General features: G+C 74.7%; 25 protein-coding genes and 1 pseudogene. 6 read left to right on the top strand and 20 right to left on the bottom strand.

All coding sequences use genetic code 11. The annotated features are described in order from the left end of the window. Window positions 1-81 precede the first annotated feature (81 nt). Entirely contained in the window at window positions 82-1,509 is a 1,428-nt protein-coding gene (locus H6H00_RS08770) for a CCA tRNA nucleotidyltransferase (protein WP_185720810.1), read from the top strand. Window positions 1,510-1,515: 6 nt separating this feature from the next. Here H6H00_RS08770 and H6H00_RS08775 read toward each other — a convergent pair whose 3' ends face one another. Continuing rightward, window positions 1,516-2,814, bottom strand: a complete 1,299-nt coding sequence (locus H6H00_RS08775; RefSeq protein WP_185720811.1) for an MFS transporter — start codon at window positions 2,812-2,814, stop codon at window positions 1,516-1,518. A 58-nt stretch (window positions 2,815-2,872) separates the two neighbouring features. Between H6H00_RS08775 and H6H00_RS08780 the strand changes: the two genes are divergently transcribed. Further along, complete coding sequence (locus H6H00_RS08780) at window positions 2,873-3,460, top strand: YqgE/AlgH family protein (protein WP_255425649.1); 588 nt, start codon at window positions 2,873-2,875, stop codon at window positions 3,458-3,460. Window positions 3,461-3,500: 40 nt separating this feature from the next. Next, a complete protein-coding gene (locus H6H00_RS08785) occupies window positions 3,501-3,998 on the top strand; it encodes a DUF427 domain-containing protein (RefSeq protein ID WP_185720812.1) in 498 nt (165 codons plus the stop codon). Here the strand turns inward: H6H00_RS08785 and H6H00_RS08790 are convergent. Beyond that, a complete protein-coding gene (locus H6H00_RS08790; RefSeq protein WP_255425650.1) occupies window positions 3,967-4,413 on the bottom strand; it encodes an SdpI family protein in 447 nt (148 codons plus the stop codon). The two genes, H6H00_RS08785 and H6H00_RS08790, sit on opposite strands and share 32 nt — an antisense overlap. Window positions 4,414-4,596: 183 nt before the next feature. On the opposite strand from H6H00_RS08790, the gene leuS reads away from it, so the two are divergent. Continuing rightward, on the top strand, window positions 4,597-7,425 hold the full coding sequence (leuS, locus tag H6H00_RS08795; protein ID WP_185720813.1) for a leucine--tRNA ligase: 2,829 nt from the start codon (window positions 4,597-4,599) through the stop codon (window positions 7,423-7,425). Between the two features lie 6 nt (window positions 7,426-7,431). Here the strand turns inward: leuS and H6H00_RS08800 are convergent, their stop codons facing one another. From H6H00_RS08800 to ftsH, 12 genes and pseudogenes are all read right to left on the bottom strand, one after another. Next, window positions 7,432-7,878 carry a hypothetical protein gene (locus H6H00_RS08800; RefSeq protein ID WP_185720814.1) on the bottom strand — a complete coding sequence of 149 codons (447 nt, stop codon included), beginning with the start codon at window positions 7,876-7,878 and terminating at the stop codon, window positions 7,432-7,434. Further along, a complete protein-coding gene (locus tag H6H00_RS08805; protein ID WP_185720815.1) occupies window positions 7,875-8,624 on the bottom strand; it encodes a UPF0158 family protein in 750 nt (249 codons plus the stop codon). Before H6H00_RS08805 ends, H6H00_RS08800 begins: the two co-directional genes overlap by 4 nt. Window positions 8,625-8,648: 24 nt before the next feature. Then, window positions 8,649-9,068 carry a DUF1707 SHOCT-like domain-containing protein gene (locus H6H00_RS08810; protein WP_221775834.1) on the bottom strand — a complete coding sequence of 140 codons (420 nt, stop codon included), beginning with the start codon at window positions 9,066-9,068 and terminating at the stop codon, window positions 8,649-8,651. A 72-nt stretch (window positions 9,069-9,140) separates the two neighbouring features. Next, entirely contained in the window at window positions 9,141-9,827 is a 687-nt protein-coding gene (locus H6H00_RS08815; RefSeq protein WP_185720816.1) for an SDR family oxidoreductase, read from the bottom strand. Between the two features lie 25 nt (window positions 9,828-9,852). After that, window positions 9,853-10,206, bottom strand: a pseudogene (locus H6H00_RS32210) (NlpC/P60 family protein); the annotation flags it as partial. Window positions 10,207-10,948: 742 nt separating this feature from the next. Continuing rightward, the gene (locus H6H00_RS08825; RefSeq protein WP_185720817.1) at window positions 10,949-12,283 is read right to left on the bottom strand and encodes a PrsW family intramembrane metalloprotease; all 1,335 of its coding nucleotides are present in this window, start codon (window positions 12,281-12,283) and stop codon (window positions 10,949-10,951) included. A 22-nt stretch (window positions 12,284-12,305) separates the two neighbouring features. Continuing rightward, window positions 12,306-12,764 carry a DUF3180 domain-containing protein gene (locus tag H6H00_RS08830; protein WP_185720818.1) on the bottom strand — a complete coding sequence of 153 codons (459 nt, stop codon included), beginning with the start codon at window positions 12,762-12,764 and terminating at the stop codon, window positions 12,306-12,308. A gap of 40 nt (window positions 12,765-12,804) precedes the next feature. Next, window positions 12,805-13,302: a 2-amino-4-hydroxy-6-hydroxymethyldihydropteridine diphosphokinase gene (folK, locus tag H6H00_RS08835; protein WP_185720819.1), complete on the bottom strand. Its 498-nt coding sequence runs from the start codon at window positions 13,300-13,302 to the stop codon at window positions 12,805-12,807. Then, a complete protein-coding gene (folB, locus tag H6H00_RS08840; protein WP_185720820.1) occupies window positions 13,299-13,673 on the bottom strand; it encodes a dihydroneopterin aldolase in 375 nt (124 codons plus the stop codon). Before folB ends, folK begins: the two co-directional genes overlap by 4 nt. Further along, window positions 13,670-14,542 carry a dihydropteroate synthase gene (folP, locus tag H6H00_RS08845; RefSeq protein WP_185720821.1) on the bottom strand — a complete coding sequence of 291 codons (873 nt, stop codon included), beginning with the start codon at window positions 14,540-14,542 and terminating at the stop codon, window positions 13,670-13,672. Before folP ends, folB begins: the two co-directional genes overlap by 4 nt. Before the next feature lie 5 nt (window positions 14,543-14,547). After that, window positions 14,548-15,165, bottom strand: coding sequence for a GTP cyclohydrolase I FolE (gene folE / locus H6H00_RS08850; protein ID WP_185720822.1), 618 nt, complete (start codon window positions 15,163-15,165; stop codon window positions 14,548-14,550). Window positions 15,166-15,188: 23 nt separating this feature from the next. Beyond that, window positions 15,189-17,621 (bottom strand): ATP-dependent zinc metalloprotease FtsH, encoded by a 2,433-nt coding sequence (gene ftsH, locus H6H00_RS08855; protein WP_185720823.1) that lies wholly within the window; start codon window positions 17,619-17,621, stop codon window positions 15,189-15,191. A gap of 299 nt (window positions 17,622-17,920) precedes the next feature. Between ftsH and H6H00_RS08860 the strand changes: the two genes are divergently transcribed. Further along, window positions 17,921-18,856 (top strand): serine protease, encoded by a 936-nt coding sequence (locus H6H00_RS08860; protein ID WP_255425651.1) that lies wholly within the window; start codon window positions 17,921-17,923, stop codon window positions 18,854-18,856. 25 nt (window positions 18,857-18,881) lie between these two features. Here the strand turns inward: H6H00_RS08860 and hpt are convergent, their stop codons facing one another. The 4 genes from hpt to dacB form a co-directional block, all read right to left on the bottom strand. Beyond that, window positions 18,882-19,445 (bottom strand): hypoxanthine phosphoribosyltransferase, encoded by a 564-nt coding sequence (gene hpt, locus H6H00_RS08865; RefSeq protein WP_185720824.1) that lies wholly within the window; start codon window positions 19,443-19,445, stop codon window positions 18,882-18,884. 24 nt (window positions 19,446-19,469) lie between these two features. Continuing rightward, on the bottom strand, window positions 19,470-20,426 hold the full coding sequence (gene tilS, locus H6H00_RS08870) for a tRNA lysidine(34) synthetase TilS (protein ID WP_185720825.1): 957 nt from the start codon (window positions 20,424-20,426) through the stop codon (window positions 19,470-19,472). A gap of 139 nt (window positions 20,427-20,565) precedes the next feature. Continuing rightward, a complete protein-coding gene (locus tag H6H00_RS08875; protein ID WP_255425652.1) occupies window positions 20,566-21,624 on the bottom strand; it encodes a zinc-dependent metalloprotease in 1,059 nt (352 codons plus the stop codon). A gap of 20 nt (window positions 21,625-21,644) precedes the next feature. Further along, window positions 21,645-23,063, bottom strand: coding sequence for a D-alanyl-D-alanine carboxypeptidase/D-alanyl-D-alanine endopeptidase (gene dacB, locus H6H00_RS08880; protein ID WP_221775836.1), 1,419 nt, complete (start codon window positions 23,061-23,063; stop codon window positions 21,645-21,647). A 137-nt stretch (window positions 23,064-23,200) separates the two neighbouring features. On the opposite strand from dacB, the gene H6H00_RS08885 reads away from it, so the two are divergent. After that, a complete protein-coding gene (locus H6H00_RS08885; protein WP_185720826.1) occupies window positions 23,201-23,719 on the top strand; it encodes an inorganic diphosphatase in 519 nt (172 codons plus the stop codon). 96 nt (window positions 23,720-23,815) lie between these two features. Here the strand turns inward: H6H00_RS08885 and H6H00_RS08890 are convergent, their stop codons facing one another. Beyond that, a complete protein-coding gene (locus H6H00_RS08890) occupies window positions 23,816-25,993 on the bottom strand; it encodes an MDR family MFS transporter (protein WP_221775837.1) in 2,178 nt (725 codons plus the stop codon). An 11-nt stretch (window positions 25,994-26,004) separates the two neighbouring features. Continuing rightward, window positions 26,005-26,493, bottom strand: coding sequence for a MarR family winged helix-turn-helix transcriptional regulator (locus H6H00_RS08895; RefSeq protein ID WP_255425653.1), 489 nt, complete (start codon window positions 26,491-26,493; stop codon window positions 26,005-26,007). Between the last annotated feature and the right edge of the window lie 52 nt (window positions 26,494-26,545).

Raw genomic sequence — 26,545 nt, forward strand, 5'->3', positions numbered from 1 at the left:
AGCCGATCGCGAAGGCACCGGGGACGCGCGGGCCGGTGTCCCGGCGCGTGACCCCGCCGAGGCCACCTAGACTGACCGGTCGTGCCTCCCACCGACCTCCTCCGCGCGCAGCACAATGCGCTCGTGGACCTCGTGCCGATCCCGCCGGTGGCCGACGAGCTGGCCGAGCGGTTCGCCGCGGCCGGTCACCGGCTCTACCTCGTCGGCGGCAGCGTGCGCGACGCCCTGCTCGGCCGGGGGGTCAACGACCTCGACTTCACCACCGACGCCCGCCCCGACGACGTGCTCGCCGCGCTCGCCGGCTGGGCCGACGCCGTGTGGGACACCGGGATCGCGTTCGGCACCGTCGGGGCGCGCCGCAAGGGCCAGACCGTCGAGATCACGACGTTCCGCGCCGACAGCTACGACGGCGTCACCCGCAACCCGGTCGTCGCCTTCGGCGAGTCGATCGACGACGACCTGGTCCGCCGCGACTTCTCGGTCAACGCCATGGCCGTCGAGCTGACGGGCGAGCGCACGTTCGTCGACCCGCACTCCGGCCTCGCCGCGCTGCACGCCGGCACGCTCGACACCCCGGCCACCCCGGAGGAGTCGTTCTCCGACGACCCGCTGCGGATGCTGCGCGCCGCCCGCTTCGTCTCCCAGCTCGGGCTCACCCCCGCGCCCCGGGTCGTCGCCGCGATGACGGCGATGGCGGGCGAGCTGTCGCGGATCACCGCGGAGCGCGTGCAGGCCGAGCTGTCCAAGCTGCTCCTCGGCGCCCACCCGCGGCGGGCGATCGAGCTGCTCGTCGACACCGGGCTGGCCGAGATCGTGCTGCCCGAGGTGCCCGCGATGCGGCTCGCCGTCGACGAGCACATGCAGCACAAGGACGTCTACGTCCACTCGCTCGTCGTGCTGGAGCAGGCGATCGACCGCGAGACCGACGGGCCCGACCTCGTCCTGCGCCTCGCCGCGCTGCTGCACGACATCGGCAAGCCCGCCACCCGGCGCAAGGAGCCCGACGGGCGGGTCAGCTTCCACCACCACGAGGTCGTCGGCGCGAAGATGACGCGGCGGCGGCTGCGCGAGCTGCGCTACCCGAAGTCGGTCGTCGACGAGGTGGCACAGCTGGTGTTCCTGCACCTGCGCTTCCACGGCTACGGCAACGGGGCGTGGACCGACTCCGCGGTGCGCCGCTACGTCACCGACGCCGGTCCGCTGCTGGACCGCCTGCACCGGCTGGTGCGCAGCGACTGCACCACCCGCAACCGCCGCCGGGCCGCCGCGCTGCAGCGCAGCTACGACGGGCTGGAGGAGCGGATCGCGGCACTGCGGGAGCAGGAGGAGCTCGACGCCATCCGGCCCGACCTCGACGGCAACGCGATCATGGAGATCCTCGGCGTCCCCGCGGGTCCGCTGGTGGGCCGGGCCTACAAGCACCTGCTCGCGGTGCGCATGGAGCAGGGCCCGCTCACGCGCGACGAGGCGGAGGCGGAGCTGCGGCGGTGGGCGGCCGAGAACGTCTGAGCGGGCCTACTGCAGCGCGGGCCGGCGTCGCCGCAACTGCTGGTCGTGCGCCAGCAGTCCGGCGACGTAGAGCAGCGCCGCCCCGGTAAGCAGCAGCGGCGCACGGCCGTCGGGCGGGCTGAGCAGCGCCGTCGCCGCGACCGCCAGCACGTAGCCGACGTTGAACACGATGTCGTAGAGCGCGAACACCCGTCCCAGCACGCCGTCGCCCGCCTCGCCCTGCACCGCGGCGTCGGTGCACAGCTTCACGACCTGCCCGGTCAGGCCGATCACGAACGCCGCCACCATGACGGCGGGCAGGCTGAGGAACGCGGCGAGCGACAGCTGCGTGACGGTGGCGACGACGAGCGCGGTCCGCACCGTCCGCGCCCGGCCGATCCGCCGGATCGACCACGGGGCCACCAGCGCCGCGACCCCCAGCCCGGCCGCCGCGAGCACGACGGCCTCCCCCAGCCCGGCGAACCCGGCCCGCAGGACGCCCTGGTCGGTGAAGGCGTAGCGGAACAGCAGCAGGGTCGTGAGCGTGTTGACGCCGAAGGCCAACCGGTGCGCGGCGAGCGCGGCGAACGAGGCCGCGACCGTCGGGGTGGCCGCGACGGCCCGTGCCCCGTCGGCGAACCCCCTGGCGACGGCGGCCGCGGTGGTGCGCTCCCCGCCGGTCGTGCCGTCCGGGCCGAGCCGGCCGCGCCCGAACCCGGCGGCGAACACCGCGGCCAGCGCCGACCCGAGCACCGCGATCGCGACCGTGGCCGCCGAGCCCGCGTCGTCGGCGCCGAACAGCGCGCGCAGCCCCACCGCGCTCACCCCGCCGAGCGCCGAGACCGCCGCCCCGGCCGTGACGGCGAGCGTGTTGGCCTCGACCAGGTGCCGGCGCGGCACCACGTGCGGCAGGGCCGTCGACAGGCCGGCGAGCACGAACCGCGCCACCCCGGCCACCGACAGCGCGGCCACGTACAGCCCGGGCCCGGTGACCCCGCCCAGCACCACCGCGGCGACGACGAGCACGAGCGCCCCGCGCAGCAGGTTGGCGTACAGCAGGACCCGGCGGCGGTCCCAGCGGTCGAGCAGGGCGCCCGCGAACGGTCCGATCAGCGAGTACGGCAGCAGCAGCACCGCGAGCCCCGCGGCGACGGCGAGCGGATCGGCCTGCCGCTCCGGGTTGAACAGCAGCGCACCGCCGAGTGCGGCCTGGAACAGCCCGTCGCCCCACTGGGCCGTGAACCGCAGCCCCAGCAGGCGGGCGAAGCCGGGCGTGGCGACGAGGCCGGCGAACCCGAGCCGGTCCTCGGGCGGGGTCGTCGGCACGGGGGAAGGCTACGCACCGGGGAGGCTGGACAGGGGTCGCAGGTGCGACGATGGGCGCGTGGTGGACGACCGTGCCCCAGACCCGACCGGAGTCGCGCCCGGCATGCTGCTCGTCGCCGCGCCGGGGCTGACCGACCCGAACTTCAAGCGCACCGTCGTCTACGTCATCGAGCACCGCGAGCAGGGCAGCCTCGGCGTCGTGCTGAACCGGCCGAGCGAGGTCACCGTCCACGACGTCCTCCCGTCGTGGGCCCCGCTGTCGTCGACGCCGCAGGCGGTGTTCGTCGGGGGGCCGGTGGAGTCGGAGACGGCGCTGTGCCTGGCCGCGCTGCGCACCGGGCAGACCGTCGAGGGGGTGCACGGGCTCGTCGCCGTCCGCGGCCCGGTGGCGCTGGTCGACCTCGACGGCGACCCCCGCGCACTCGCCCCCCGGCTGCGCGGGCTGCGGGTGTTCGCCGGCTACTCCGGCTGGGACGCCCGCCAGCTCGCCGGGGAGATCGAGCGCGGCGACTGGATCGTCGTGCCCGCCCTGCCCGACGACGTCGTCGCCGGGCACGGTCCCGAGCTGTGGGCCCGCGTGCTGCGCCGCCAGGGGGTCCCGGTCGCGCTGCTGGCCACGTTCCCGGACGACGTGAAGCTCAACTGACCGCCGCGCGGCCGCCGGCCGGGCGCGCCAGGATGGACCCGTGCCCCGACCCCGCCCCGAACCCGCAGGCCCCGGCCAGGAGTCCGTCTGGGACTACCCGCGCCCGCCCCGCGCCGAGCCCGACCACCGACGCGCCGTGCTGCGCCACGGCGGCGTGGTCGTCGCCGACACCACCGACCTCGTCCGGGTGCTGGAGACCAGCCACCCGCCGACGTTCTACCTGCCGCGCACCGCGTTCGGCGCGTTCCTGACGCCGGTCGAGAAGACCACGTTCTGCGAGTGGAAGGGCGTCGCCCGCTACGTCGACGTCGTGGTGCCCGGCGCGGAGCCGCTGCGCGAGGTCGGCTGGTGGTACCCCGAGCCGGACCGCCGCTACCCCGAGCTGCGGGACCGCGTCGCCGTCTACGCCGCGCCGTTCGACGAGATCACCCTCGACGGAATGACCGTGGTGCCCCAGCCCGGCGGCTTCTACGGCGGCTGGGTGACCCCGGAGGTGGTGGGGCCGTTCAAGGGAGGTCCGGGCTCGTGGGGCTGGTAGGGCGGCAGCCGGCCACCAGGTCGCACCCGGCGCACACCCCGCCGCAGGCCACGGGCTCCGGCTCGACCGGGACCGTCGCCGCCGCGCGCTGACCGACCATCCCGCCGAACGCCCCGAGCACCAGCGTGCCGACGACGGCGACGGCGAGCACCACGACCGACACCGCGCCGACGGGCCCGGCGGCCAGCACGGCCCCACCGACGAGCGCCACCGCCCCGGCCGCCCCGACCGGGGCGGCGGCGACGCGGTTGGCCAGCGCGAAGGCGGCTTCGGATGCGAGGGTCTCGGTGGTGCGGACCCCGATCCAGCGGTTGCGCCGCAGCCGCCCGCGCGCCCCGAGGACCGCGACGGCGAGCAGCGCCAGACCGGCGAGCACGAGCAGCGCGGCGATGATTAGACGGGGCACGAGGGGCACGGGACCAGCGTAGGTCAACCCGATCGCGGCGCGACCCGGCCCGGCGTTACCCTGGGCACGTGGCCCGTCGCCTTCTCCTCGAGGCCGTGCCGGTCTGACACGACACCGGCGCGGCGACCCCTCCTGCCTCACGGCGGAGGGGTTCCTTGCTTTCCGGGCCCACACGACATCACCGGGATGGACATGAGCACCGACACCAGCACCGTCGCCGACACCGACGCCCCGCCGTTCCGCTACGGCGCCGCGCTGGCCACCGAGATCGAGCGCCGCTGGCAGGACCGCTGGGAGAGCGAGGGCACGTTCCACACGCCCAGCCGCCCCGGTCCCGACGCGGGCGAGAAGGTCTACCTGATGGACATGTTCCCGTACCCCTCCGGGTCGGGACTGCACGTCGGGCACCCCCTGGGCTTCATCGGCACCGACGTCCTGGGCCGCTACCTGCGGATGAACGGCCGCACGGTGCTGCACACGATGGGCTTCGACTCGTTCGGCCTGCCCGCCGAGCAGTACGCGGTGCAGACGGGCACGCACCCGCGCACCACGACCGAGGCCAACATCCGGCGCTACAAGGAGCAGCTGCGCCAGCTGGGCCTGGCCCACGACGACCGCCGCTCCGTCGCCACCACCGACGTCGAGTTCTACCGCTGGACGCAGTGGATCTTCCTGCAGATCTACAACGCCTGGTACGACCCGGAGCAGCAGAAGGCGCGCCCCATCGCGGAGCTGGAGGCCGAGTACGCGGCCGGCACCCGCGGTCCGTGGGACGGGCTGTCCCGCGTCGAGCAGCGGAAGATCATCGACGGCCACCGGCTGGCCTACATCTCCGAGGCGCCGGTCAACTGGTGCCCCGGGCTGGGCACGGTGCTGGCCAACGAGGAGGTCACCGCCGACGGCCGCAGCGAGCGCGGCAACTTCCCCGTGTTCCGGCGCAGCCTCAAGCAGTGGATGATGCGGATCACCGCGTACTCCGACCGCCTGGTCGCCGACCTGGACCGCCTGGACTGGCCCGACTCCGTCAAGGCCATGCAGCGCAACTGGATCGGCCGCTCGGAGGGCGCCGTCGTCCGGTTCGGCACGGCCACCGGCAGCGGCTCGCCCGTCGACATCGAGGTCTTCACGACCCGCCCCGACACCCTGTTCGGCGCCACCTACATGGTGCTGGCCCCCGAGCACCCGCTGGTCGGGAGCCTGACGCCGCTGGAGTGGCCCGAGGGCACCGACGAGCGGTGGACCGGCGGGGCCGGCACGCCCGCGCTGGCCGTCGAGGACTACCGGTTCGAGGCCGGGCGCAAGACCGACCTGGACCGCCAGGAGAACAAGGAGAAGACGGGCGTCTTCACCGGCGCCTACGCCGTCAACCCGGTGAACGGGCAGCAGATCCCGGTCTTCGTCGCCGACTACGTCCTGATGGGCTACGGCACCGGCGCGATCATGGCCGTGCCCGGCCAGGACCAGCGCGACTGGGACTTCGCCGCCGCGTTCGGGCTGCCCGTCGTGCGCACCGTCGACCCGGGCGCCTGGGAGGGCGAGGCCTTCACCGGCGACGGCCCGGCGATCAACTCGGCCAACGAGGAGATCAGCCTGGACGGGATGGGCGTCGCCGACGCGAAGCGCGCGATCACCGAGTGGCTGGTCGCCCGCGGCGACGGCGAAGCCGTCACCCAGTACAAGCTGCGCGACTGGCTGTTCTCCCGCCAGCGCTACTGGGGCGAGCCGTTCCCGGTCGTCTGGGACGCCGACGGCCTGCCGGTCGGGCTGCCCGACTCCGAACTGCCCGTCGAGCTGCCGGAGATCGACGACTACTCCCCCAAGACCTACGACGCCGACGCGGCCGACACCGAGCCGGAGCCGCCGCTGTCGCGCAACGAGGACTGGGTCGTCGCCGAGCTGGACCTGGGCGACGGCCCCGCGGCCTACCGCCGCGAGACGAACACGATGCCGCAGTGGGCGGGCTCGTGCTGGTACCACCTGCGCTACCTGGACCCCGACAACACCGAGCGGTTCGTCGACCCCGACATCGAGCGGTACTGGCTGGGGGCCGACCCGTCGAAGCCGGGCGACCCGGGCGGGGTCGACCTGTACGTCGGCGGCGTCGAGCACGCCGTGCTGCACCTGCTGTACGCCCGCTTCTGGCACAAGGTGCTGCACGACCTGGGCCACCTGAGCTCCGAGGAGCCGTTCCGGCGGCTGTTCAACCAGGGCTACATCCAGGCGTTCGCCTACACCGACGCGCGCGGCACGTACGTCCCGGCCGAGGAGGTCACGGAGACCGCCGAGGGTGGTTTCACGTGGAACGGCGAGCCCGTGCGGCGCGAGTACGGGAAGATGGGCAAGTCGCTGAAGAACGTGGTGACGCCCGACGAGATGTGCGAGCGCTACGGCGCCGACACGTTCCGGCTGTACGAGATGTCGACCGGCCCGATGGACGTCTCCCGGCCGTGGTCCACGCGCGACGTCGTCGGCTCGCAGCGCTTCCTGCAGCGGGTGTGGCGCAACCTGATCGACGAGCACACCGGCGAGGTGCGCGTCACCGACGCCGAGCCCGACGCCGGCACCCTGCGCGCCCTGCACAAGGCGATCGCGGGCGTGCACGCCGACTACCAGGCGCTGCACTACAACACCGCCGCGGCGAAGCTGATCGAGCTGAACAACCACCTGACGAAGGCCGGCACCGGCGTGCCGCGGTCGGTGGCGGAGCCGCTGGTGCTGATGATGGCCCCGCTGACGCCGCACATCGCCGAGGAGCTGTGGTCGCGGCTGGGGCACACCGAGACGCTGGCCTACGCCCCGTTCCCGGTGGCCGACGAGCGCTACCTGGTGGCCGACACCGTCGAGTACCCGATCCAGGTCAACGGCAAGGTCCGCTCCCGGGTCACGGTCGCCGCCGACGCCACCCCGGCCGAGGTCGAGGCCGTGGCGCTGGCCGACGAGAAGGTGGCGGCCGCGCTGGGCGGCAAGGACCCGCGCAAGCTGATCGTGGTGCCCGGCCGCCTGGTCAACGTGGTGCTCTGACCGTTCTCAGCGGCGTCGGCGGGGCGGGGGCTTCGGCTTCGGTCCCGCCGGCGCCTTCGGGGCACCGCGGGCGATGGCGACGAAGTCGGCGTGCGTCAGCCAGGCCTCGACGGCGTCGACGACCTCGGTGGCGTCCTTGATCGCGATCGGGCCCTCCGCGGTGGGCACGGTGCCGTCGGCGTGGGCGAGCTCGGCCCGGTTGTGCAGGGACCGCAGCAGCCGGCCGACCTGCGGGTCGAGGCCGCGCTCGCGGACGACGTGCCGGACGAACGCGGCCACCACCGCGGCCGCCTCGGGCTCGGGCGGGCGCTGGAGCTCCAGCAGGGCGGCCTCGGCGGCGGCCAGCGCGGCGCGGAAGGCGAGCGCGACGGTCTGCGCGGCGAATCCGGTGGTGCCCAGCAGGTGCGCGGCGAACAGCTCCTCGCGCGCGCGCACCACCCCGACGCCGCTCACGCGACCACCCGCGCCTCGGCCACGGCCCGCACCAGCAGCGACGTGTGCGGCGCGGCCAGCTCCGCGGCGCTCACCGGCACCGCGGTCACGGTGAACCCGGACCGCTCGGTGTGCTGCCACAGCACGTCGTCCATGCGGTGCAGCTCCTCCCAGTGCGAGCGCAGGTCGGCCAGCACGACGAGCAGCTGCAGGTCGAACTCCCCCGGCCCCTCGCCGCGGACCCAGGACCCGAACACCAGCACCTGCTCGAGCCGGTCGCCGTAGAGCATCCCGAGGTCGACGGCGACGGCGGCGGGCAGGTCCTCGTCGCCCGCGGTGGGGTCGGGGAAGCCCGCGGCGAGCCGCTCGGCCTCGGCGCGGGTGATCAGCTCGACGTCGGCGAGCCAGTGGACCGCGCGCCGCCGCCCCCGGGCACCGCGGTACCGGAACCACTGGTCGCGCAGCTCGGGGAACTCGAAGAGGGTGTCCTTGAACCGGCGGAACGCGCCCGGCCCGCTGATCGCGCGGTCGAGCAGGTCGGCCGCGCGGCGGTGGTGCACGGCGGCCACGAACTGCGCCATGTCCTGGTAGCTCTCGCGCGACTCGGTGCGCCGGATCCGCACCCCGGACGGCTTGGGGCCGCCGACGTCGGCCAGGTGCGAGGTGATCGCCCCCGTGTCGGGGTCGATCCACCACGAGACGCCCGAGGTGCGGTCGTCCAGGGCCGCGCACAGCTCGTCGAGATCAACCGAATCCGGATCGAGCATCTGTCGACGGTACCGCTGCCGGGGTCAGTGCGACCCGTGGGAACGGCCGCCGAGCGCCGAAGCGAGCAGGATGGCGCCCCAGATGCCGAGCGGGAACATCGGCCAGAAGAACAGCAGGGAGCCGGAGGCCAGGCAGGTGATGCCCCAGATGGTGACGAGCACGACCGCCGTGCCGCCCCAGGAGCGCCACTCGTCGTGCCACTCGGCCTTCTCCACGGCCTTCCGGTCGGCGACCGCGGGCACCGCGGGGGCCGGGGCGGGGAGGTCGGCGGTGAGCTTCGCGAGCTCGCCGTAGGTGCGGGCGGCGTAGGCGTCGCGCAGGCGCTCGTCGAAGTCGGACAGGTCGAGCCTGCCCTCGTCGACGGCGAGCTGCAGCCGCTGGGCGACCGCCGACCGGTCGGCGTCGGAGGCCCGGAGTTCCGCGCGTTCGATGTCCCCGCTCACGTCCTCCACAGTAAGGGCGGCGGGGCCGCCCGCGCATCGGTCGTGCGGAGGATGGTGACAACTGTCAGGAGGTCAGGCCGATCCGGACGGCCGCAGCACGAGCTCGGTGAGCACGGCGTCGGGCGGGGCCGTGACGGCGAGCAGCACCGCCCCGGCCACCGACTCCGGCCGCAGGTAGGCGGACGGCTCGTAGGTGCCGCCCTCGTGGGCGACGACGGCCCGCTGCATGTCGGTGTCGACCCGGCCCGGGTGCACCGACGTGACGCGCACGCCGGCGGCGGCCTCCTCGGCGCGCAGCGCGTCGGCGAAGGCCCGCAGCGCGAACTTGCTGGCCGCGTACGAGCCCCACCCGGCCCGGGCGGTGAGGCCCGAGCCGGAGTTGACGAGCACGACCCGGCCGCGGGCGGCCCGCAGCGCGGGCAGCAGCAGCCGGGTGAGCTCGGCGACGGCTACGACGTTGACCTCGAACTGCCGGCGCCAGGTGGCCGCCGGGGTGTCGGCGACGGTGCCGAGCAGGCCGACGCCCGCCGAGTGCACGAGCACGTCGAGCCGCTCGATGCCCGCGGTGGCCTCGGCCAGCGCGGCGGGGTCGGTCAGCTCGACGGGCCACGGCCGCGATCCGGGCAGTTCCGCCGCGAGCGCGGCGAGCGCGGCGTGGTCGCGCCCGCCGAGCAGCAGGTCGTGGCCGGGGGCCAGGGCCCGGGCCACGGCGGCACCGATGCCCCGGGACGCCCCGGTGACGAGTGCGACGGGCTTCATGCGGCCGCACACTAGCCGGTGTGGATCAGAGGCGGCGGGCCGAGTTGTACTGGCGCCCGTCGATCGGGGCGATCGCCACCGGCTTGCCGGACGTGCTGGCGTGCACCATCTGCCCGTTGCCGATGTAGATGCCCACGTGGCTCACCGGCGAGTAGAAGAACACCAGGTCGCCGGGCTGGAGCTGGTCGCGGGAGACCGGGGTGCCGGTCTGCGACAGTGCGCGCGAGGTGCGCGGCACGTCGATGCCCGCCTGCGCGAACGCCCAGTTGACGAGGCCGGAGCAGTCGAACGCCGACGGGCCGGTCGCGCCCCAGCGGTACGGGGAGCCGACCTTGGACAGCGCGAGGTCGACCGCGGACAGCCGCGCCGCGGAGGCCGCGGTGGGTGCGGCGACCAGGTCGACCCGCGTGGTCAGGACCGGCGCGGGGGCGGCAGCCGGGAGGACGGTCGTGACCGACGGCGCCGGGGCCGCCGCGGGGGCGGCGTCCTGGGCGGAGCCGGGGAAGACGACCAGCGCCGCGGCGGCGGCGGAGGTGGTGGCCACGACGGCGGCACGGGTCGCGTACCGGCGGAGGTGGCGACGCGCGGGGCGGGCGGGCGACGGGGTGGTCGCGGTCCGGTCCGGCGCGGAGTCGATCTGAACGGGGTGGATCGGCACGGATGGGGGTCCTCAGTGTGCGCACCGTCCGACGGCGATCGCGGGCTGGGGAGCACGCGGCGGTCGTACGGGGAACGCCCACGAGGTTGCCGGGCGCGTGCCGCCGTCGTCGGCGGGCACGCCGTTCGTTCCCCGCCCGTCGGGACGGTGACCCTGCGCCCTCCGCTCCGGGTGAGCGGGGGTGTCGCACGGCCGGGCGCCACATTACGAACGCATTTCCCGGAAAAGCATGACCAAGGTCTCTTTACCTGTGGTCCGTTCTTGTGATCGTCCTCACCGGTTTCCGACCCCGAAAAGACGAATCACACGGACGTGATCCCGGTGATCACGGGCCGGACCGCGTCCCGCGGGTGAGCTGCGCCGCCGTCCGCACCGAAATCGAGCCGTGATCCGGCTGAACGAGTGAAAAATGTTCCGGTCCGGTACCGCCGAGGCATTCTGAAAAGGTTGCAGGAGCGAAGGACTATCGGGGCCCTGGCGGCCACGGTCCGGGCTGGGGCGGGCCCTGCTGGGGCGGTCCCGGCCGGTACGGCGGGGGCGGCGGCCAGGACTGCGGCCCGGCCGCGGGCGGCGGGGGCGGCCCGGGCGGCGGCGGGGTCCAGTTCTGCGGGCCGCGGTGCTGCATCGCCACCGTCAGCGCCTCCGGGTGTCCGACGGCCGCGGCCCGCGCGCGGCGCAGCGTGCCCAGGGCCTGCTCGTGCCAGATCGGCGCCGACGACCCGACCGTGCCGCGGGCGATCCGGGCCCGCAGGAACGCGAGCTCGGTGACCGCCGCCTGGTACTCGACGACGGCCTTCGCGGTGGCCCGGCCGGACCGGCGCCGCACCGCGGCCTGCCAGCCCCGCCGTCCCGCGAGGCTCGACAGCAGGGTGACCTCGCTCGGCGCGATCCAGCCGTTCTGCGCGAACAGCGGCAGCTGCTCGGCCACGGTGCGCTGCTCCCGGCGCCGCTGCCAGAGGACGACGCCGATCATGGCGAGGAACAGCGGCAGCATCACGAACGCGTACACGCCGAGGAACGCGCCGCCGCCCCCGACGGTGGCCGAGCCGTTCCACAGGCCGTGCAGCAGCACGGCGGCGAGGTAGCCGACGGCGACCGCGACGACCCGGACCAGCGGGCTGCGGTGCCGCGCCGCGATCCCCGCGCCGATGCCGATCATCGCGGTGAACAGCGGGTGCGCGAACGGCGAGAGCACCCCGCGGACCAGCAGCACGCCGAGCACCGCCCCGCTCTGCCCGGCCATCGAGTCCTCGGCGAACGCGCGGCCGATGTAGAGGATGTTCTCGGTGAACGCGAACCCCGCCGCGACCAGCCCGGCGTAGACGATGCCGTCGACGACGCCGTCGAACTCGCGGTTGCGGAACAGCAGCAGCCCGACCAGGAACGCGCCCTTGAACGCCTCCTCGACGATCGGTGCGACGATCACGGCCCCGTAGACGTCACCGGCCCCGGTCAGCTGGTCGATCAGCAGCGCCGCACCCGAGTTGATCAGCAGCGCGGACAGCGTGGCGAAGCAGGCGCCCCAGAGGAAGGCGAACAGCAGCAGGATCGGCGGCTCGGGTTCCCAGCGGTCGATCCACAGGAACGCCGCGACGACCGGCCCGACCGGGAGCAGGGCGCACAGCGCCCCGACGACCACCCCGCCCGGCCCGACGCTGCCCGCGACGAGCCCGATCACCAGCAGGCCGCAGATGGCCAGCACCACCAGGCCGACGATCGGCCCGAGCACGATCCGGCGCTGCCGTCCGGGCGTCGGCAGTTGCGGCGGCGCCCCCCACCCCTGAGTCAGCTGCGTCATGCCCCGGGAGCCTACGGGCCGATCATCGTCCGGGTCCGGGACGACGGTCCTCCGGGGTGCGGCAGCACCGCTCCAGCCACAGCGCCCCGCCCACCAGGACGAGCGCGCACACCAGCCCGATCACCGCACCCGCCGAGTCCGCGGCGGCCGCGACGACGTCCGCGGCCCGGGGCAGCACGTGCAGCGCCAGCCCGGCCCAGGCCCCGGCCACGATCGCGCCGCCGAGCGCGGACGCCTTCGCCACGACCACCGCCCGCGCCGCGACCAGCGGCGGCACCGGCGTCGTGCCCGGCCGCCGCTCGATCCGGGCCCGGATCGCCCGGCCCGCGATCGCCTCGGCGACCCCGAGCACGCCCAGGGTGACCCCGGCGAACGGGGGGATGGCCGGGAGCGACCCGTAGGTGAGCCGGACCAGCAGGTTCACGACGACGGTCGCGACGAGTGCGGCGACGAGCAGGTCGCGCGAGCGGGTCGCGGTCACCGGCGCCGCCCCGAGCGCTGGCGCACGCGCCGCCACGCGCTCACAGGACCGGTCCCGGTCGCATCCCGTCCTCGGCGTCCGGCCCGAGGGCGGCGAGGACGGCGGCCACCGGCCCGTGCCCGGGCAGCACGGCGTCGGGGTCGACGTCGAGCCAGGGCCGCAGGACGGTGGCCCGCTCCGGCGTGCCGGGGTGCGGGAGGAGGAGGTCCGGGTCGTCGCTGAGCACGGGACCGTCGGGCCCGGTCACCGTCACCACGTCGACGTCGAGCGTCCGCGGGCCCCAGCGCACCTCGCGGACCCGGCCCGAGGCGTCCTCCAGGGCCTGCCCGCGGCGCAGCCACTCGCGCGCGTCGGCGCCCGGGTCGTCGACGACGATCACCGCGTTGAGGAAGTCGGCCTGCTCGACGCCGCCCCACGGCGCCGTCTCGTACACCGGGGACACCCCGACCAGCACGTCGGCGAACCCGGCGACCGCGGCCCGCAGGTGGGCGACGCGGTCGCCCAGGTTGGAGCCCAGGGACAGCACGGCGCGCGTCACGGGGCCGGCCGGGTCCGTCGGGCCACCACCGCCACGTCGGCGAACTCCAGCGGGATCGGGGCCTGCGGCTTGTGCAGCACGACCTCGACCTCCTGCACGCGGGCGTCGGTGAGCACGTCGGCCGCGATCCGCCCGGCGACGGTCTCGATGAGGTCGCACGGCTCGCCGCCGACGATCTCCGCGGCCCGCTGCGCCAGCTCGCCGTAGTGCAGCGTGTCGGCGAGGTCGTCGGACGCGGCGGCGGGGGCGAGGTCCATCCACACGGTGACGTCGACGACGAAGTCCTGGCCGTCGCGGCGCTCGTGGTCGAACACGCCGTGGTGGCCGCGGACCCGCAGGCCGCGCAGCTCGATCCGGTCCCCGTGGCTCACGAGTACGGGTTGGCCGGGGGGCCGGTCCGCGCCCGCGACGCCCCGAGCTGCCAGGCCGCCGCCACCGCGACGGCGTCCATGCTCCCGTCGACGTCGTGCACCCGGACGCCCCACGCCCCGGCGTGGGCCGCCAGCGCGGTGATCGCCGCGGTGGCCCCCTCGCGGCCGGGGGTCGGGCGGGGGGTGCCGTCGGCGTCGGCCAGCAGCTCGCCGAGGAACCGCTTGCGCGACGCCCCGACCAGCACCGGGAACCCGAGCGCGACGAGCACGTCGAGCCGGCGCAGCAGCGCCCAGTTGTGCGCGGCGGTCTTGGCGAACCCGAGACCGGGGTCGAGCACGAGCAGCCCGGGGTCGACGCCGGCGAGCACGGCGGCGTCGGCGCGGGCCACCAGCTCCGCCCGGACCTCGCCGATGACGTCCTCGTAGGAGGCCAGCTCGCCCATCCGGTCGCTGTGCCCCCGCCAGTGCATGAGGATCCAGGGCACCCGGGCCGCCGCGACGACGGCGGCCATCCGCGGATCGGCGAGGCCGCCCGAGACGTCGTTGACGACGGTGGCCCCCGCCTCGATCGCGGCCTCGGCGACCGCGGCGCGCGTCGTGTCGACGCTGACCCGGACGCCCTCCGCGACGAGGTCGCGGATCACCGGCACGACCCGGTCGCGCTCGGTGGCCGCGTCGACGCGGGCGGCTCCCGGCCGGGTCGACTCGCCACCGACGTCGACGAGGTCGGCCCCGGAGTCGCGCATGGCGACCCCGTGCGCGACGGCGTGCTCCCGGTCGATGTAGCGGCCGCCGTCGGAGAAGGAGTCGGGCGTGACGTTCAGGACGCCGAGTACGGCGCAACGGCCGGGGTGCGGCAGGTGCAGCATGACCGTCAGGTACCCCGGATCAGGGAGTACGCCTCGGCGCGTGACGAGGGCGACGTCTGGAACAGCCCGCGCACCGCCGAGGTCATCGTCCGCGACCCGGGCTTGCGGATGCCGCGCATCCCCATGCACAGGTGCTCGGCCTCCATCACGACGATGACGCCGCGGGGGGCGAGCTTGCGCACCAGCGCGTCGGCGACCTGCCCGGTGAGCCGCTCCTGGACCTGCGGGCGCCGCGCGTAGAGGTCGACGACGCGCGCGATCTTGGACAGGCCGGTGACCCGCCCGTTCTCCCCCGGGATGTAGCCGACGTGCGCCATCCCGTGGAACGGCACGAGGTGGTGCTCGCAGGTGGAGAACATCGGGATGTCCTTGACGAGGATGAGCTCGCGGTGCGACTCGTCGAACGTCTTCTCCAGGACGGTGTCGGGGTCGGTGTAGAGCCCCGCGAAGATCTCCTCGTAGGCGCGCGCGACCCGGGCGGGCGTCTCGCGCAGGCCCTCGCGGTCGGGATCCTCGCCGACCGCGATCAGCAGTTCCCGGACGGCCGCCTCGGCGCGCGCCCGGTCGACCACCGGCCGGCCGGGGGCGGTGCCGTCCGTGGTCGAGCCCGCAGGCGTGGTCATCGTGCCTCCGGGGACCCCCGCGCTCAGCGCGACCCGCCCGGGTCGGCGTCGCCGTTCGGCTCGCCCGTGCGGTCGTCGGTCCGGCCGTTGCCGGCAGGACCGCCGCCGGTGGGGCCGGGCTCGACGGGGTGGGTCCCGTTGCCGTTCCCGTTGCCGGGGACACCGTTGCCGGGAGCAGCGTGGCCGGGGGCACCGCCGTTGCCGTTGGCCCCGGTGGGGCGCTCCCACGGCGGGGCCGGGGGCTGGCGCGGCGGCTCCCACTGACCCGCGGGCGGCCAGGCCTGGCCGGACGGCGTGGTGGCCGGGCGCCAGTCCGGCGGGGCGCCGTAGTTGTGCGGGACCGAGCTGGGCCGGGCGTCGGGCTGCGGGGCCGGGGTGCCCCACGTCTGCTGCGGCCCGGTCGGCTGGTGCGTCGGGAACCCGCCCGGGTAGCCGCCCTGCGGCCCGGGGGCGGGCACGTCGTGCGCGCCACCGCCGGGGAACGACCCGACGGGCGTCGGCTCGCGGGTGGGCTCGGCGTTCGGCGGCCACGGCTCGCCGCGCTCCTTGGCCCGCTCGGCGGGCGTCAGGATCGGGGGCTTGTCGGACGGGGTGCGCCCGCCGAAGTCGTTGAACGCGGTGATCCGCGGCCGCTTCTCTACCCGGTCGAAGATCCGCTCGAGGTCCTTGCGGGTGAGCGTCTCCTTCTCCAGGAGCTCGAAGACCAGCGCGTCGAGGACGTCGCGGTAGGTGTTGAGGATCTCCCACGCCTCGGTGTGCGCGGCCTCGATGAGCTTGCGCACCTCCTCGTCGATCTCGTGGGCGACCTCGAGCGAGTAGTCGGCCTTGTTGCCCATCGAGCGGCCCAGGAACGGGTCGCCCTGCTCCTGGCCGTAGCGGACGGCGCCGAGGCGGGCGCTCATCCCGTACTCGGTGACCATCGCGCGGGCGATCTTGGTGGCCTGGTCGATGTCGGAGGACGCACCCGTGGTGGGCTCGTGGAACACGAGCTCCTCGGCCGAGCGGCCGCCCATCGCGAACACCAGGCGGGCGATCATCTCCGAGCGGGTCATCAGGCCCTTGTCGTCCTCGGGGACGACGAGCGCGTGGCCGCCGGTGCGCCCGCGGGGCAGGATCGTGAGCTTGTAGACCGGCTCCAGGTCGGGCATGGCCCACGCGGCGAGCGCGTGCCCGCCCTCGTGGTAGGCCGTGATCTTCCGCTCCTGCTCCGAGATGATCTTGCCCTTGCGTCGCGGTCCGCCGACGACGCGGTCGACCGACTCCTCGAGCGCCGCCCCGTTGATCAGCGTGGCGTTCTCGCGGGCGGTGAGCAGCGCGGCCTCGTTGATGACGTTGGCGAGGTCGGCGCCCGACATGCCGACGGTGCGCTTGGCGAGCGAGTCGAAGTCGACGTCCGGGGCGAACGGCTTGCCGGTGGAGTGCACCTGGAGGATCGCGCGGCGGCCCGCCATGTCGGGGGCCCCGACGGGGATCTGCCGGTCGAAGCGGCCGGGGCGCAGCAGCGCCGGGTCGAGGATGTCGGGGCGGTTCGTGGCGGCGATGAGGATGATGCCGCCGCGGGCGTCGAACCCGTCCATCTCGACGAGTAGCTGGTTGAGCGTCTGCTCGCGCTCGTCGTGGCCACCGCCGAGGCCGGCGCCGCGCTGGCGGCCGACCGCGTCGATCTCGTCGACGAAGATGATGCAGGGGCTGTTCTGCTTGGCCTGCTCGAACAGGTCGCGCACCCGGGAGGCGCCGACGCCGACGAACATCTCGACGAAGTCGGAGCCGGAGATCGTGTAGAACGGCACGCCCGCCTCACCGGCGACGGCGCGCGCGAGCAGCGTCTTGCCCGTCCCGGGAGGGCCGTAGAGCAGCACGCCCTTGGGGATCTTCGCGCCCAGCGCCTGGTAGCGCTGCGGGTTCTGCAGGAAGTCCTTGATCTCGTAGAGCTCCTCGACGGCCTCGTCGGCCCCCGCGACGTCGCCGAAGGTGGTCTTCGGCATGTCCTTGTTGAGCTGCTTGGCCTTCGACTTGCCGAAGGACATGACCCGGTTGCCGCCGCCCTGGGCGTTGTTCATCATCCAGAACAGGACGAGCAGCACCAGGCCGAGCGGGATCAGGTAGATCAGCATCGTGGTCAGGAACGAGTCCTGGCGCACCGCGACGTCGAACGACGGGGCGTTCGGCGCGGTCTGCAGGGCCTGCACGATCCGGTCGCTGGTCTGCGCCGGGTACTGGGTGAGGATCTCGTTGCTGCCGTCGACCGGCTGGGCGAGCGTGAGCCGCAGGCGCTGCTCGCGGTCCTCCACGAGCGCCTCGGTGACGTTGCCGGACTCGATCTGCGCGAGCGCCACCGACGTGTCGACGCGGCTGTAGCCGCGCGTGTCGTCGAAGAGCAGGCTGAAGGTGAAGTAGACCAGGACCGCGACGAGGATCCAGATCAACGGGTTGCGGAGCAGACGCTTGCGGTCCATGCAGCTTCGGCCTGAGTCGGCCTTCACCCTCCCTGGTACGGAAATGCCCTGCCGAGGGAGCCACGTCCGCGACCATCCGCGGCGCGACCGGCCCTGATCCGACCAGGGTAGCGGTCGGGAGGGCGCGTTGCGCCGTGGCTGTCGACGGGGGACGCCGGGCGGGATTGCTGCACGGACAACGAACGCCGCAGGGGCGATGTTCCCGCTCACCCCAACGGGTGGGTAACGCACGCCACTGCGCCGTCGTTAACCTGCCGCGGGGATGTGACGGGCAGCCCGGCGAAGACGGGGGTTCGTGGATGAGGGTCAGCAATCGTTCTCTGGCGTCGTTCGGCGCGGTGACCGGTGTCCTGGCGGTCGCGGTGTTCGTCGCACCGACGGCCACGGCCGCACCTCCCGCCCTCGCGGCCCCGGCGCAGGCCCCCGCCGCAGCCGACTGGGCGCCCGCCGACACCGCGGCGATCCGGCCCGGCGTGGTCACCGAGTCCGCCGGCGGCGGCGCGTGCACCAGCAACTTCATCTTCACCAGCGGCGACCGCACCTTCATCGGGCAGGCCGCCCACTGCGCGGGCACCGGCGAGGCCACCGAGACCAACGGCTGCGACTCCGGCACGGGCCCGGTCGGCACCGCGGTGACGATCCTGGCCGCCGACGGCACGCAGCGCGCGGGCACGCTGGCCTACAGCTCCTGGGTGACGATGCAGGCCAACGGCGAGGCCGACCCCGACACCTGCCAGTTCAACGACTTCGCGCTCGTCGAGATCGCGCCGGAGGACGTCGCCGACGTCAACCCGAGCATCCCGTTCTTCGGCGGCCCGGTCGGGCTCGACACCGACGGCCTCCCCGCGGGCGAGCAGGTCTTCAGCTACGGCAACTCGCCGCTGCGGATGGGCGTCGAGCAGCTCAGCCCGAAGGTCGGCGTGAGCGCGGGCGACACCGGCGGCGGCTTCTCCCACGAGGTCTACACCGTCACCCCCGGCGTCCCCGGTGACTCGGGCAGCGCGTTCCTCGACGGCGACGGCGACGCGGTCGGCATCCTGTCCACGCTCAACCTGGCCCCGCTGCCGGTGAGCAACGGCGTGGCCGACCTCGCGCTCGCGCTGGCCTACGCGAACGAGTTCGGCGACGTCGGCGACATCGCGCTGGTGCCCGGCACCGAGGCGTTCACCGCCCTGCCCGCCGGGGTGCCGCTGACGGCGGTCTCCCCGCCGGCCGGGCCGCCCGTCACCGGCTGACCCCAGAGGGGGTCCCCGTCCGTCCTCAGGCGTAGACGGACGGGTCGAGCGTGCCGATGTAGGGCAGGTCGCGGTAGCGCTCCGCGTAGTCCAGGCCGTAGCCGACGACGAACTCGTTGGGGATGTCGAAGCCCACGTACTTCACGGGCACCTCGACCTTCACCGCGTCGGGCTTGCGCAGCAGCGTGCAGACCTCCAGCGACGCCGGCCCACGCGACTCGAGGTTCTTGAGCAGCCAGCTCAGCGTGAGCCCCGAGTCGATGATGTCCTCGACGATGAGCACGTGGCGGCCCGCGATGTCGCGGTCGAGGTCCTTGAGGATCCGGACGACGCCGGACGACGACGTCGACGACCCGTACGAGCTCACGGCCATGAACTCCAGCTGCACCGGCAGCGGCAGGGCGCGCGCGAGGTCGGTCATGAACATCACGGCGCCCTTGAGGACGCCGACGAGCAGCAGGTCGGAGTCGCGGCCGAGACCGGAGCAGCTCTCCGCGTAGTCCTTGCCGACCTGCGCCGCCAGCTCCGCGGTCTTCTCGCGGATGGCCTGCTCGGTGACCAGCGTGGTTGCGATGTCACCGTCGTACACGGCGGGGAGCCTCCTGGTTCGTGGTCAGCGGGTCCCGGGCCAGTTCCCCGGTCGCAGCACGAGCCTGCCACGCGCGCGGACCAGGTCCAACCCGCCCGGCAGCGCCGTACCCGTTCGATCGGGCCCGCGGACGGCGAGCGCGTCGGCCCCGTGCAGGTGCTCCGCGGTCAGCCCGGTGACGCCCGACGCCTGCAGCCAGGCCCGCAGCACCCGCCTGCGGACGGCGACCGGTCGCCCGGACAGCGCGTCGTGGGCGAGGCCGTCCCCGTCGACCGCGGAGGCCAGCACGGAGTCGGCGATCGCCGTCAGGGCCTCGTCGTCCTCGCGGAGCTGCGCGGCCGTGCGGGCCAGCGCCCCGGCCACCCCGCCGGCGAGCACGTCCTCCAGCAGCGGCAGCACCTCGTGGCGCAGGCGCGCGCGGGTGAACCGGGGGTCGGTGTTGTGCGGGTCGTCCCAGACGGGCAGGTCCTGGGCGGCGCAGGCCGCCCGCGTCGTCGCGCGGCGGACGCCGAGCAGCGGGCGCAGCCAGGGGTCGTCCCACGCCCGCATGCCCGACAGCGAGCGGGCCCCTGACCCGCGGCCGAGTCCGAGCAGCACCGTCTCGGCCTGGTCGTCGAGCGTGTGGCCGAGCAGCACCGGCGCGTCCGCGTGCGGGCGGGCGGAGCGCAGCGCGCCGTAGCGGGCGCGGCGGGCGGCGGCCTCGGTGCCCCCGCGCCCGTCGACGTCGACGCGGTGCACCCGCGCGGGCACACCCCGCGCGGCCAGCAGCGCGGCGGTCGCGCGCGCCCGGTCGGCCGACCCCTCCTGCAGCCCGTGGTCGACGACCGCGGCGTGCACGTCGTCGTGGACGGCACGCGCGGCGGCGGCGAGCGCGAGGGAGTCGGCCCCCCCGGAGCAGGCGACGAGCACCGGGACGTCGCGGAACGGTGCGACCGCGGCCCGCACGGCCCGCCGCACCTCGGCGACGGCAGGATCGGACACGCGTCCACGGTCCCACGTCGGTCCGCTCACGCCCCCGCCGCGCGGGTCCGGCGTGTGCGGCGGGCGCGGTGCGGCCGTCCAGCCGCAGGAGGGCGTGCGGGTGCACCTCGATCCGCCCGGGCGCCCGGCGGAGCCGTGGTCAGGGACGCACGCGGCGCAGCCAGGCGGCGGGGTCCTCCAGCTCGGAGCGCAGGGGCAGGGTCTCCGGGCCCGTCCAGACGGTGTTGAAGCCGTCCATGCCCGCCGCGAGCACGACGTGCCGGGTGAACGCCGCACCCACGGCGTACTGCTTGACCTTCGCCTCGACGCCGAGCAGCGCCCGCAGCACGCGGTCGACCACGCCGCCGCCGCGCCGGCGCGCGGTGAACCGGCGGCGGATCGTGGCGACGCTGGGCACGACCTCCGGGCCCGCCGCGTCCATGACGTGGTCGGCGTGGCCCTCCAGCAGGGTGGTCAGGGCGAGGAGGCGGTCGAGCACCAGCCGCTGCTCCGGCCCCTGCAGCAGCTCGACGATCGCGAGCGCGTCGCCCTTGGAGTCGCGCAGGGCGCGCACGGCCTCGGGCAGCCGCTCGGCCAGCCCGGCCGTCCCGGCCTGCGAGATCGACAGCAGCGAGCCGACCTCGTCGGCGAAGTAGCCGCGCAGCCACGGCACCGCGGTGAACTGCAGCCGGTGGGTGGCCTCGTGCAGGCAGACCCACATCCCGAAGTCGGTGGACGGCACGTCGAGCGCCTGCTGGGCGGCGTGCACGTTGGGGGCGACGAGCAGCAGGCGGCCGCCGCGGTCGGGCCCGCCGAACGGGTCGTACTGGCCGAGCACCCGCCCGCCGAGGTAGGCGAGGACGCCGCCGATCTGCAGGCCCGCGGTGCGGGCGGTGACGGCCCGGGCCAGCCGCGGGGTGGCGGGCAGCCGGGCGCCGTCGGTGAGCGAGCGCATGCCGTCGACGGCCGCGGTGGCCCACGCCGGCCGGTCGACGACGTCGGCGGGCAGCAGCGGCAGGCCCGCACCGAGCCCGGTGACGTCCCGGACGTGCCCCTCGGCGACGGCGGCGTCGGCACGCAGGCGGGCCACCAGCTCGGCGGCCTCGGTGACGGTGGCCGGCGGGCCGGAGGACGTCAGGCGGGCCGCCGTGCGCGCGGCCAGCCGCCAGTCGACGGGTAGGCCCTGCTCGGTCGGGATGTCCTCGATCGTCTGCGGCACCCGACCCACGCTACGCACCGTCAGGGGCAGCCGCAGCCGCCCAGCTCGGCGGCCAGCGCGTCGAGCCGGGGCCGCACCGTGGCGGGCGAGGCGCCGTTCGACATGAACGCGAAGACGAGCAGCCGCCCGTCGGCGTCGGTGACCAGCCCGGCGAGGCTGCTCACGTTCGTCAGCGTCCCCGTCTTGGCCCGCACGGTCCCCCGCCCCGACGCCGACGGGGCGTCGACGCCGAACCGGTCGTCGAGCGTGCCGTCGCCACCGGCGACCGGGAGGCCGGTGATGAGCGGGCGCAGGAAGTCGGTGTCGCGGTCGCTCTCGGCGGGGGTGGCCGCGGCCGCGAGCAGCGCGCCGAGCACCTGCGCGGGCACCTCGTCGTCGGTGGAGAGCCCGCTGCCGTCGACCAGCACCGCGCCCGACGGGTCGAACCCGGCCTGGGTGAGCGCGGCGAGGGTCTGCTCGGCGGCGCCGGCGAACGACGGCTGCCCGCCCCGCACGACCGCGACCTCGCGGGCCAGCGCCTCGGCGAGCACGTTGTCGGAGGTGCGCATGGTGTGCTCGACCAGCTCGCTGAACGGCGCCGACGTCACCGAGCCGAGGCGCTCGCCCTGGCCGGGGGCCGTCCCGGTCTCGACCTCGTCGGCCCCGACCAGCTCGGCGAACGCCCGGCCCGCGACCAGCGCGGGCTCGTCGGTGCGGGGGGTGTCCTGCAGGGTGGGGTCCAGGCGGCCGCCGTCGAGCATCAGCGGCTCGATCGGCGTGACGAAGCCCGCGCCGACGTCGGCGGGGTCCCAGCCGGGGGCGGACGTCGGGCCGGAGTACCGGTTGGTGTCGACGACGACCGTGTCGATCGGGCCGGGCATCCGCTCCTGCACCTCCTGCGCGAGCTCGGTGAGCCGGGCGGGCCCCGGGTAGACGCCGTCCTCGCCCTCCGGCAGCGCGGTGAGCGTGGGGTCGCCGCCGCCGACGAGCACGACGGTGCCCGGCTGCGTCCCCGCGACGACCCGGGTGACGAAGCCGTCGGTCGGGTTGAGCGTCAGCAGGGCCGCGGCGGCGGTGAGGATCTTCGCGGTGGACCCGGGGACGAGCGCGCGCTCGGCGTCGGAGGCCCAGAGGACGGCACCGGTGGCCGGGTCGAGGACGGTGCCGGTGAAGCGGCCCGGCATGTCGGCGACGGCCTCGCCGAGCGCCGCCTCCAGCCCCGCGGTGGTGGGCAGGGGCGCGGTGGCGGCCAGCGGGCCGAGCGCCGGGACGGGCGGGACCGGCTCCGGGGCGGCGGGCGACCCGGTGAGCCCGAGGTCGGAGACCAGCGTCGGCGCGGTCAGCGACACCGCGCTGCCGATCCCCGCCGCCAGCACCAGCACGGTGACCACCGCGACGGCCCGTCGCACTCCGCGACCGGGTACGCGCAGCGTGTCACCGATCCGTCCGCCGAAACCCACGCCGACCCTCCTCGTCCGCCTCGCCCGGAGGGGGGTGCGCAACAGCACTGTCGGCCGGTCACGTCCACGGGGAGGCGGTCCCCCACACTAGAGGGGTCCGACGCACGCACGTTCCCGAACCTCAGGAGAGCACCCTCGTGGACTTCGACGTCACCATCGAGATTCCGAAAGGTGGCCGCAACAAGTACGAGGTGGACCACAAGACCGGGCGGATCCGACTGGACCGGACGCTGTTCACGGCCACCCAGTACCCGGCCGACTACGGGTTCATCGACGACAGCCTCGGTGAGGACGGCGACCCGCTCGACGCGCTCGTCCTGGTCCGGGAGCCGACGTTCCCGGGCTGCATCATCCTGTGCCGGGCCATCGGCATGTTCCGGATGAAGGACGAGATGGGCGGTGACGACAAGGTCCTCTGCGTCCCGTCGGCCGACCCGCGCCAGGAGCACCTGCGCGACATCCACCACCTCGCGGAGTTCGACCGCCAGGAGATCCAGCACTTCTTCGAGATCTACAAGGAGCTCGAGCCGGGCAAGAGCGTCGAGGGCGCCACCTGGGTCGGCCGGGCCGACGCCGAGCGCGAGATCCAGGCCTCGTGGAAGCGCGCCCAGGACCTCGAGGCCGAGGCGGCCGACGGCGAGTCCGCCGAGCACTGAGCCTCCCGGCGGACGACCCTCCCCCGAAATGCAGGAAGGCCACCTTGCCGCCGTCTGGTGGCGGCGAGGTGGCTTTCCTGCAACGGGGTCGGGCTACTACTCCGCCGCGTGCTGCCCGTGCCGCGCGGCCAGCGGGCCCTCGTCCTCGGAGAGGCCGAGCAGGTCCTGCACCTGACGCGGGCTCAGGCCCTGCGCGACGAGCTCCTCGGCGGCCCCGTCGAGCTCGGCGGTGCGCACCTCCAGCTCGGCGCGCGCGAGCCGGACCGCGTCCCGGGCCCGCTCGGCGGTCGTGACGACGGTCAGCGCGCGGTCCGGGTCGGGCAGCAGCATCGCGAGCAGCCGGTCGCGGGCGTCGGCGCCGGTGGGGGCCGCGATCCGCTCCGTGCGCGGCTCGGCCAGCACCCCGAGGCCCGTCGAGCCGTTGGTGTGCGCGGCTCCGTTCCCGTTCCCGTTCCCGTTCCCGTTCGCCGAGCCGTTGCCGGCCGGGGCGACGGCGCCGAACGTCCCGGATGCGGCCACCGCACCCGCGGTGACCTCCCCGCCGCGGTCGGGTGCCGAGCCGTTGCGGCCCACCGGGGCCGGGACCGCGTCGGGCCCGCCCTCGGCCGCGGCCGCCGCGGCGGCGGTGGTGTCCTCGGCGTTGCGGGCGTCGACACCGGACTGGGTGCGCAGCGGCACCTCCTTCATCATGATCACCGCGAAGAGCCCGATGAACAGCACGGCGGCGGCACCGAGGAACACGATGCTCATCGAGCCGGCGAAGCCCTCCAGGATCGGACGGGCGAGCGTCGGGTCGGCGGAGGCCAGGAACGAGGAGTCGTCGAGCGAGAGTCCGCCGCCGCCCTGCAGCCCCTGCAGGATCGGCGCGTTCGCCGGGTTGGCCAGCACCGCCGGGTCGGTGAGCGCGGCCTGGAACGCCGGGGTGCCCGCCGCGGCGCGGAAGTTGTCGGCCACCTGCCCGCCCAGGACGCTGAACAGCACCGAGATGAACACCGCGGTGCCCAGCGTGCCGCCCATCTGCCGGAAGAACGTGGCCGACGCGGTGGCGACGCCCATGTCGCGGGGCGCGGCGGCGTTCTGCACGGCGAGCGTCAGCGGCTGCATGTTGCCGCCGAGTCCCCAGCCGATCACGACCATGATCAGCGCGACCTGCCAGTACGGGGTGTCGACGCCGACGAGCGACAGCGCGCCGATCCCGACGATCATCAGCGAGAGGCCGATGATCGGCCAGATCTTGTAGCGGCCGGTGCGGGAGATCATCTGCCCGGAGAACACCGACATGCTCATGATGCCGAGCACCAGCGGCAGGGTCTGCAGGCCGGCCTCGGTGGGCGTCGACCCCTTGACGATCTGCAGGTACAGCGGCAGGAGCGCGAGCGCGCCGAACATGCCGACGCCGGCGACGAACCCGGCGATCGAGCCCCAGCTGAAGACGCCGCTGCGGAACATCCGCAGCGGCAGCAGCGCGTCGTCGCCGATGCGCCGCTCCAGCAGGACGAACGTGAGGATGCCGAGCACGCCGAGCGCGTAGCAGGTGATCGCGCGCCCGGAGTCCCAGCCCCAGGTCCGCCCCTGTTCGGCGACGATGAGCAGCGGCACCAGTCCGACGACGAGCGCGAGCGCGCCGGGCCAGTCGATGCGGTGCGAGCGCTTGGTGTGCGGGACGTTGAGGACCTTGGTGACGACGATCAGCGCGAGGATGCCCAGCGGCACGTTGATCAGGAAGACCCAGCGCCACCCGGTGATGCCGAGGATCTCGGCCTGGCCGGCGAAGAAGCCGCCCGCGACCGGGCCGAGCACGCTCGAGGTGCCGAACACGGCGACGAAGTAGCCCTGGTACTTGGCGCGCTCCCGGGGGGCGACGATGTCACCGATGATCGTCAGGGCCAGGGAGAACAGGCCGCCCGCGCCGAGTCCCTGGATCGCCCGGAACGCGGCGAGCTGGTACATCGACGTGGCGAACGTGCAGGCGATCGAGCCGAGCACGAAGATGCCGATGGCCGTGAGGAACAGCGGCTTGCGGCCGAAGATGTCCGAGAGCTTGCCGTAGAGCGGCGTGGTGATGGTGGCCGTGATCAGGTAGGCCGTGGTGGCCCAGGCCTGCAGGCTCAGGCCGTCCAGGTCGTCGGCGATGGTGCGGATCGAGGTGGCCACGATCGTCTGGTCGAGCGCGGCGAGGAACATGCCGATCATCAGCCCGGCGAAGATGGTGAGGATCTGCCGGTGGGTCAGCAGTCCGGCGGGGGGCGAGGCCTCCGCTGAGGGGGCGGACATGGGGGTTCTCCTCACGACCGGGTCGCCGCGGCGGCGACCCAGGTGTCGTTCTTGTGGTTCTCGAAGGCGGTGGTGAAGCGGACGAGGAGGTCGGCGAACCGCGTGCGGTCGTCGGGGTCCCATCCGGTGGTCAGCGCGGCGATGCGCTCGTTGCGGGAGCGGCGGTTCTCCTCGAACACGCGCACGCCCTCCACCGTGGCGGCGAGCAGCGTGGCCCGGCCGTCCTCGGGATCGGCGGTGCGCTCGACGAGGCCGAGGCGCACGAGCTGGGCGATCTGCCGGCTGATCGTCGACGGGTCGGAGTGCACGGACTCGGCGAGCGTCCCCGCGCGCTGGGGCCCGTCCTTCACGAGGTGGACGAGCAGGATGTAGGTGGCGCGCTCGACGGCGTCGGGGTGCTCGGCCTGGTACTGGGCGTGCGTGCGCTCCAGCAGCCGGACGAGCCGCATGAGCTGGGTGCCGACCACGTCGGCGGTCTCCAGCTCGGCATCGGATGGCACGGGCTTTACCTCGGGTTTGCATGTGGCATACAACAAGTTGTCGGATGCAAGC

The organism is Pseudonocardia petroleophila, from assembly GCF_014235185.1.
Lineage (GTDB): Bacteria > Actinomycetota > Actinomycetes > Mycobacteriales > Pseudonocardiaceae > Pseudonocardia > Pseudonocardia petroleophila.

Excerpts from the sequence above, each read along its gene's own strand:
- folP (WP_185720821.1), bottom strand. The coding sequence starts at position 14,542 with ATGCTGCACCTGCCGCACCCCGGCCGTTGCGCCGTACTCGGCGTCCTG.
- H6H00_RS08890 (WP_221775837.1), bottom strand. The coding sequence starts at position 25,993 with ATGTCCGCCCCCTCAGCGGAGGCCTCGCCCCCCGCCGGACTGCTGACC.
- folE (WP_185720822.1), bottom strand. The coding sequence starts at position 15,165 with ATGACCACGCCTGCGGGCTCGACCACGGACGGCACCGCCCCCGGCCGG.
- H6H00_RS08815 (WP_185720816.1), bottom strand. The coding sequence starts at position 9,827 with ATGAAGCCCGTCGCACTCGTCACCGGGGCGTCCCGGGGCATCGGTGCC.
- leuS (WP_185720813.1), top strand. The coding sequence starts at position 4,597 with ATGAGCACCGACACCAGCACCGTCGCCGACACCGACGCCCCGCCGTTC.
- H6H00_RS08860 (WP_255425651.1), top strand. The coding sequence starts at position 17,921 with ATGAGGGTCAGCAATCGTTCTCTGGCGTCGTTCGGCGCGGTGACCGGT.
- ftsH (WP_185720823.1), bottom strand. The coding sequence starts at position 17,621 with ATGGACCGCAAGCGTCTGCTCCGCAACCCGTTGATCTGGATCCTCGTC.
- H6H00_RS08805 (WP_185720815.1), bottom strand. The coding sequence starts at position 8,624 with ATGCTCGATCCGGATTCGGTTGATCTCGACGAGCTGTGCGCGGCCCTG.
- H6H00_RS08825 (WP_185720817.1), bottom strand. The coding sequence starts at position 12,283 with ATGACGCAGCTGACTCAGGGGTGGGGGGCGCCGCCGCAACTGCCGACG.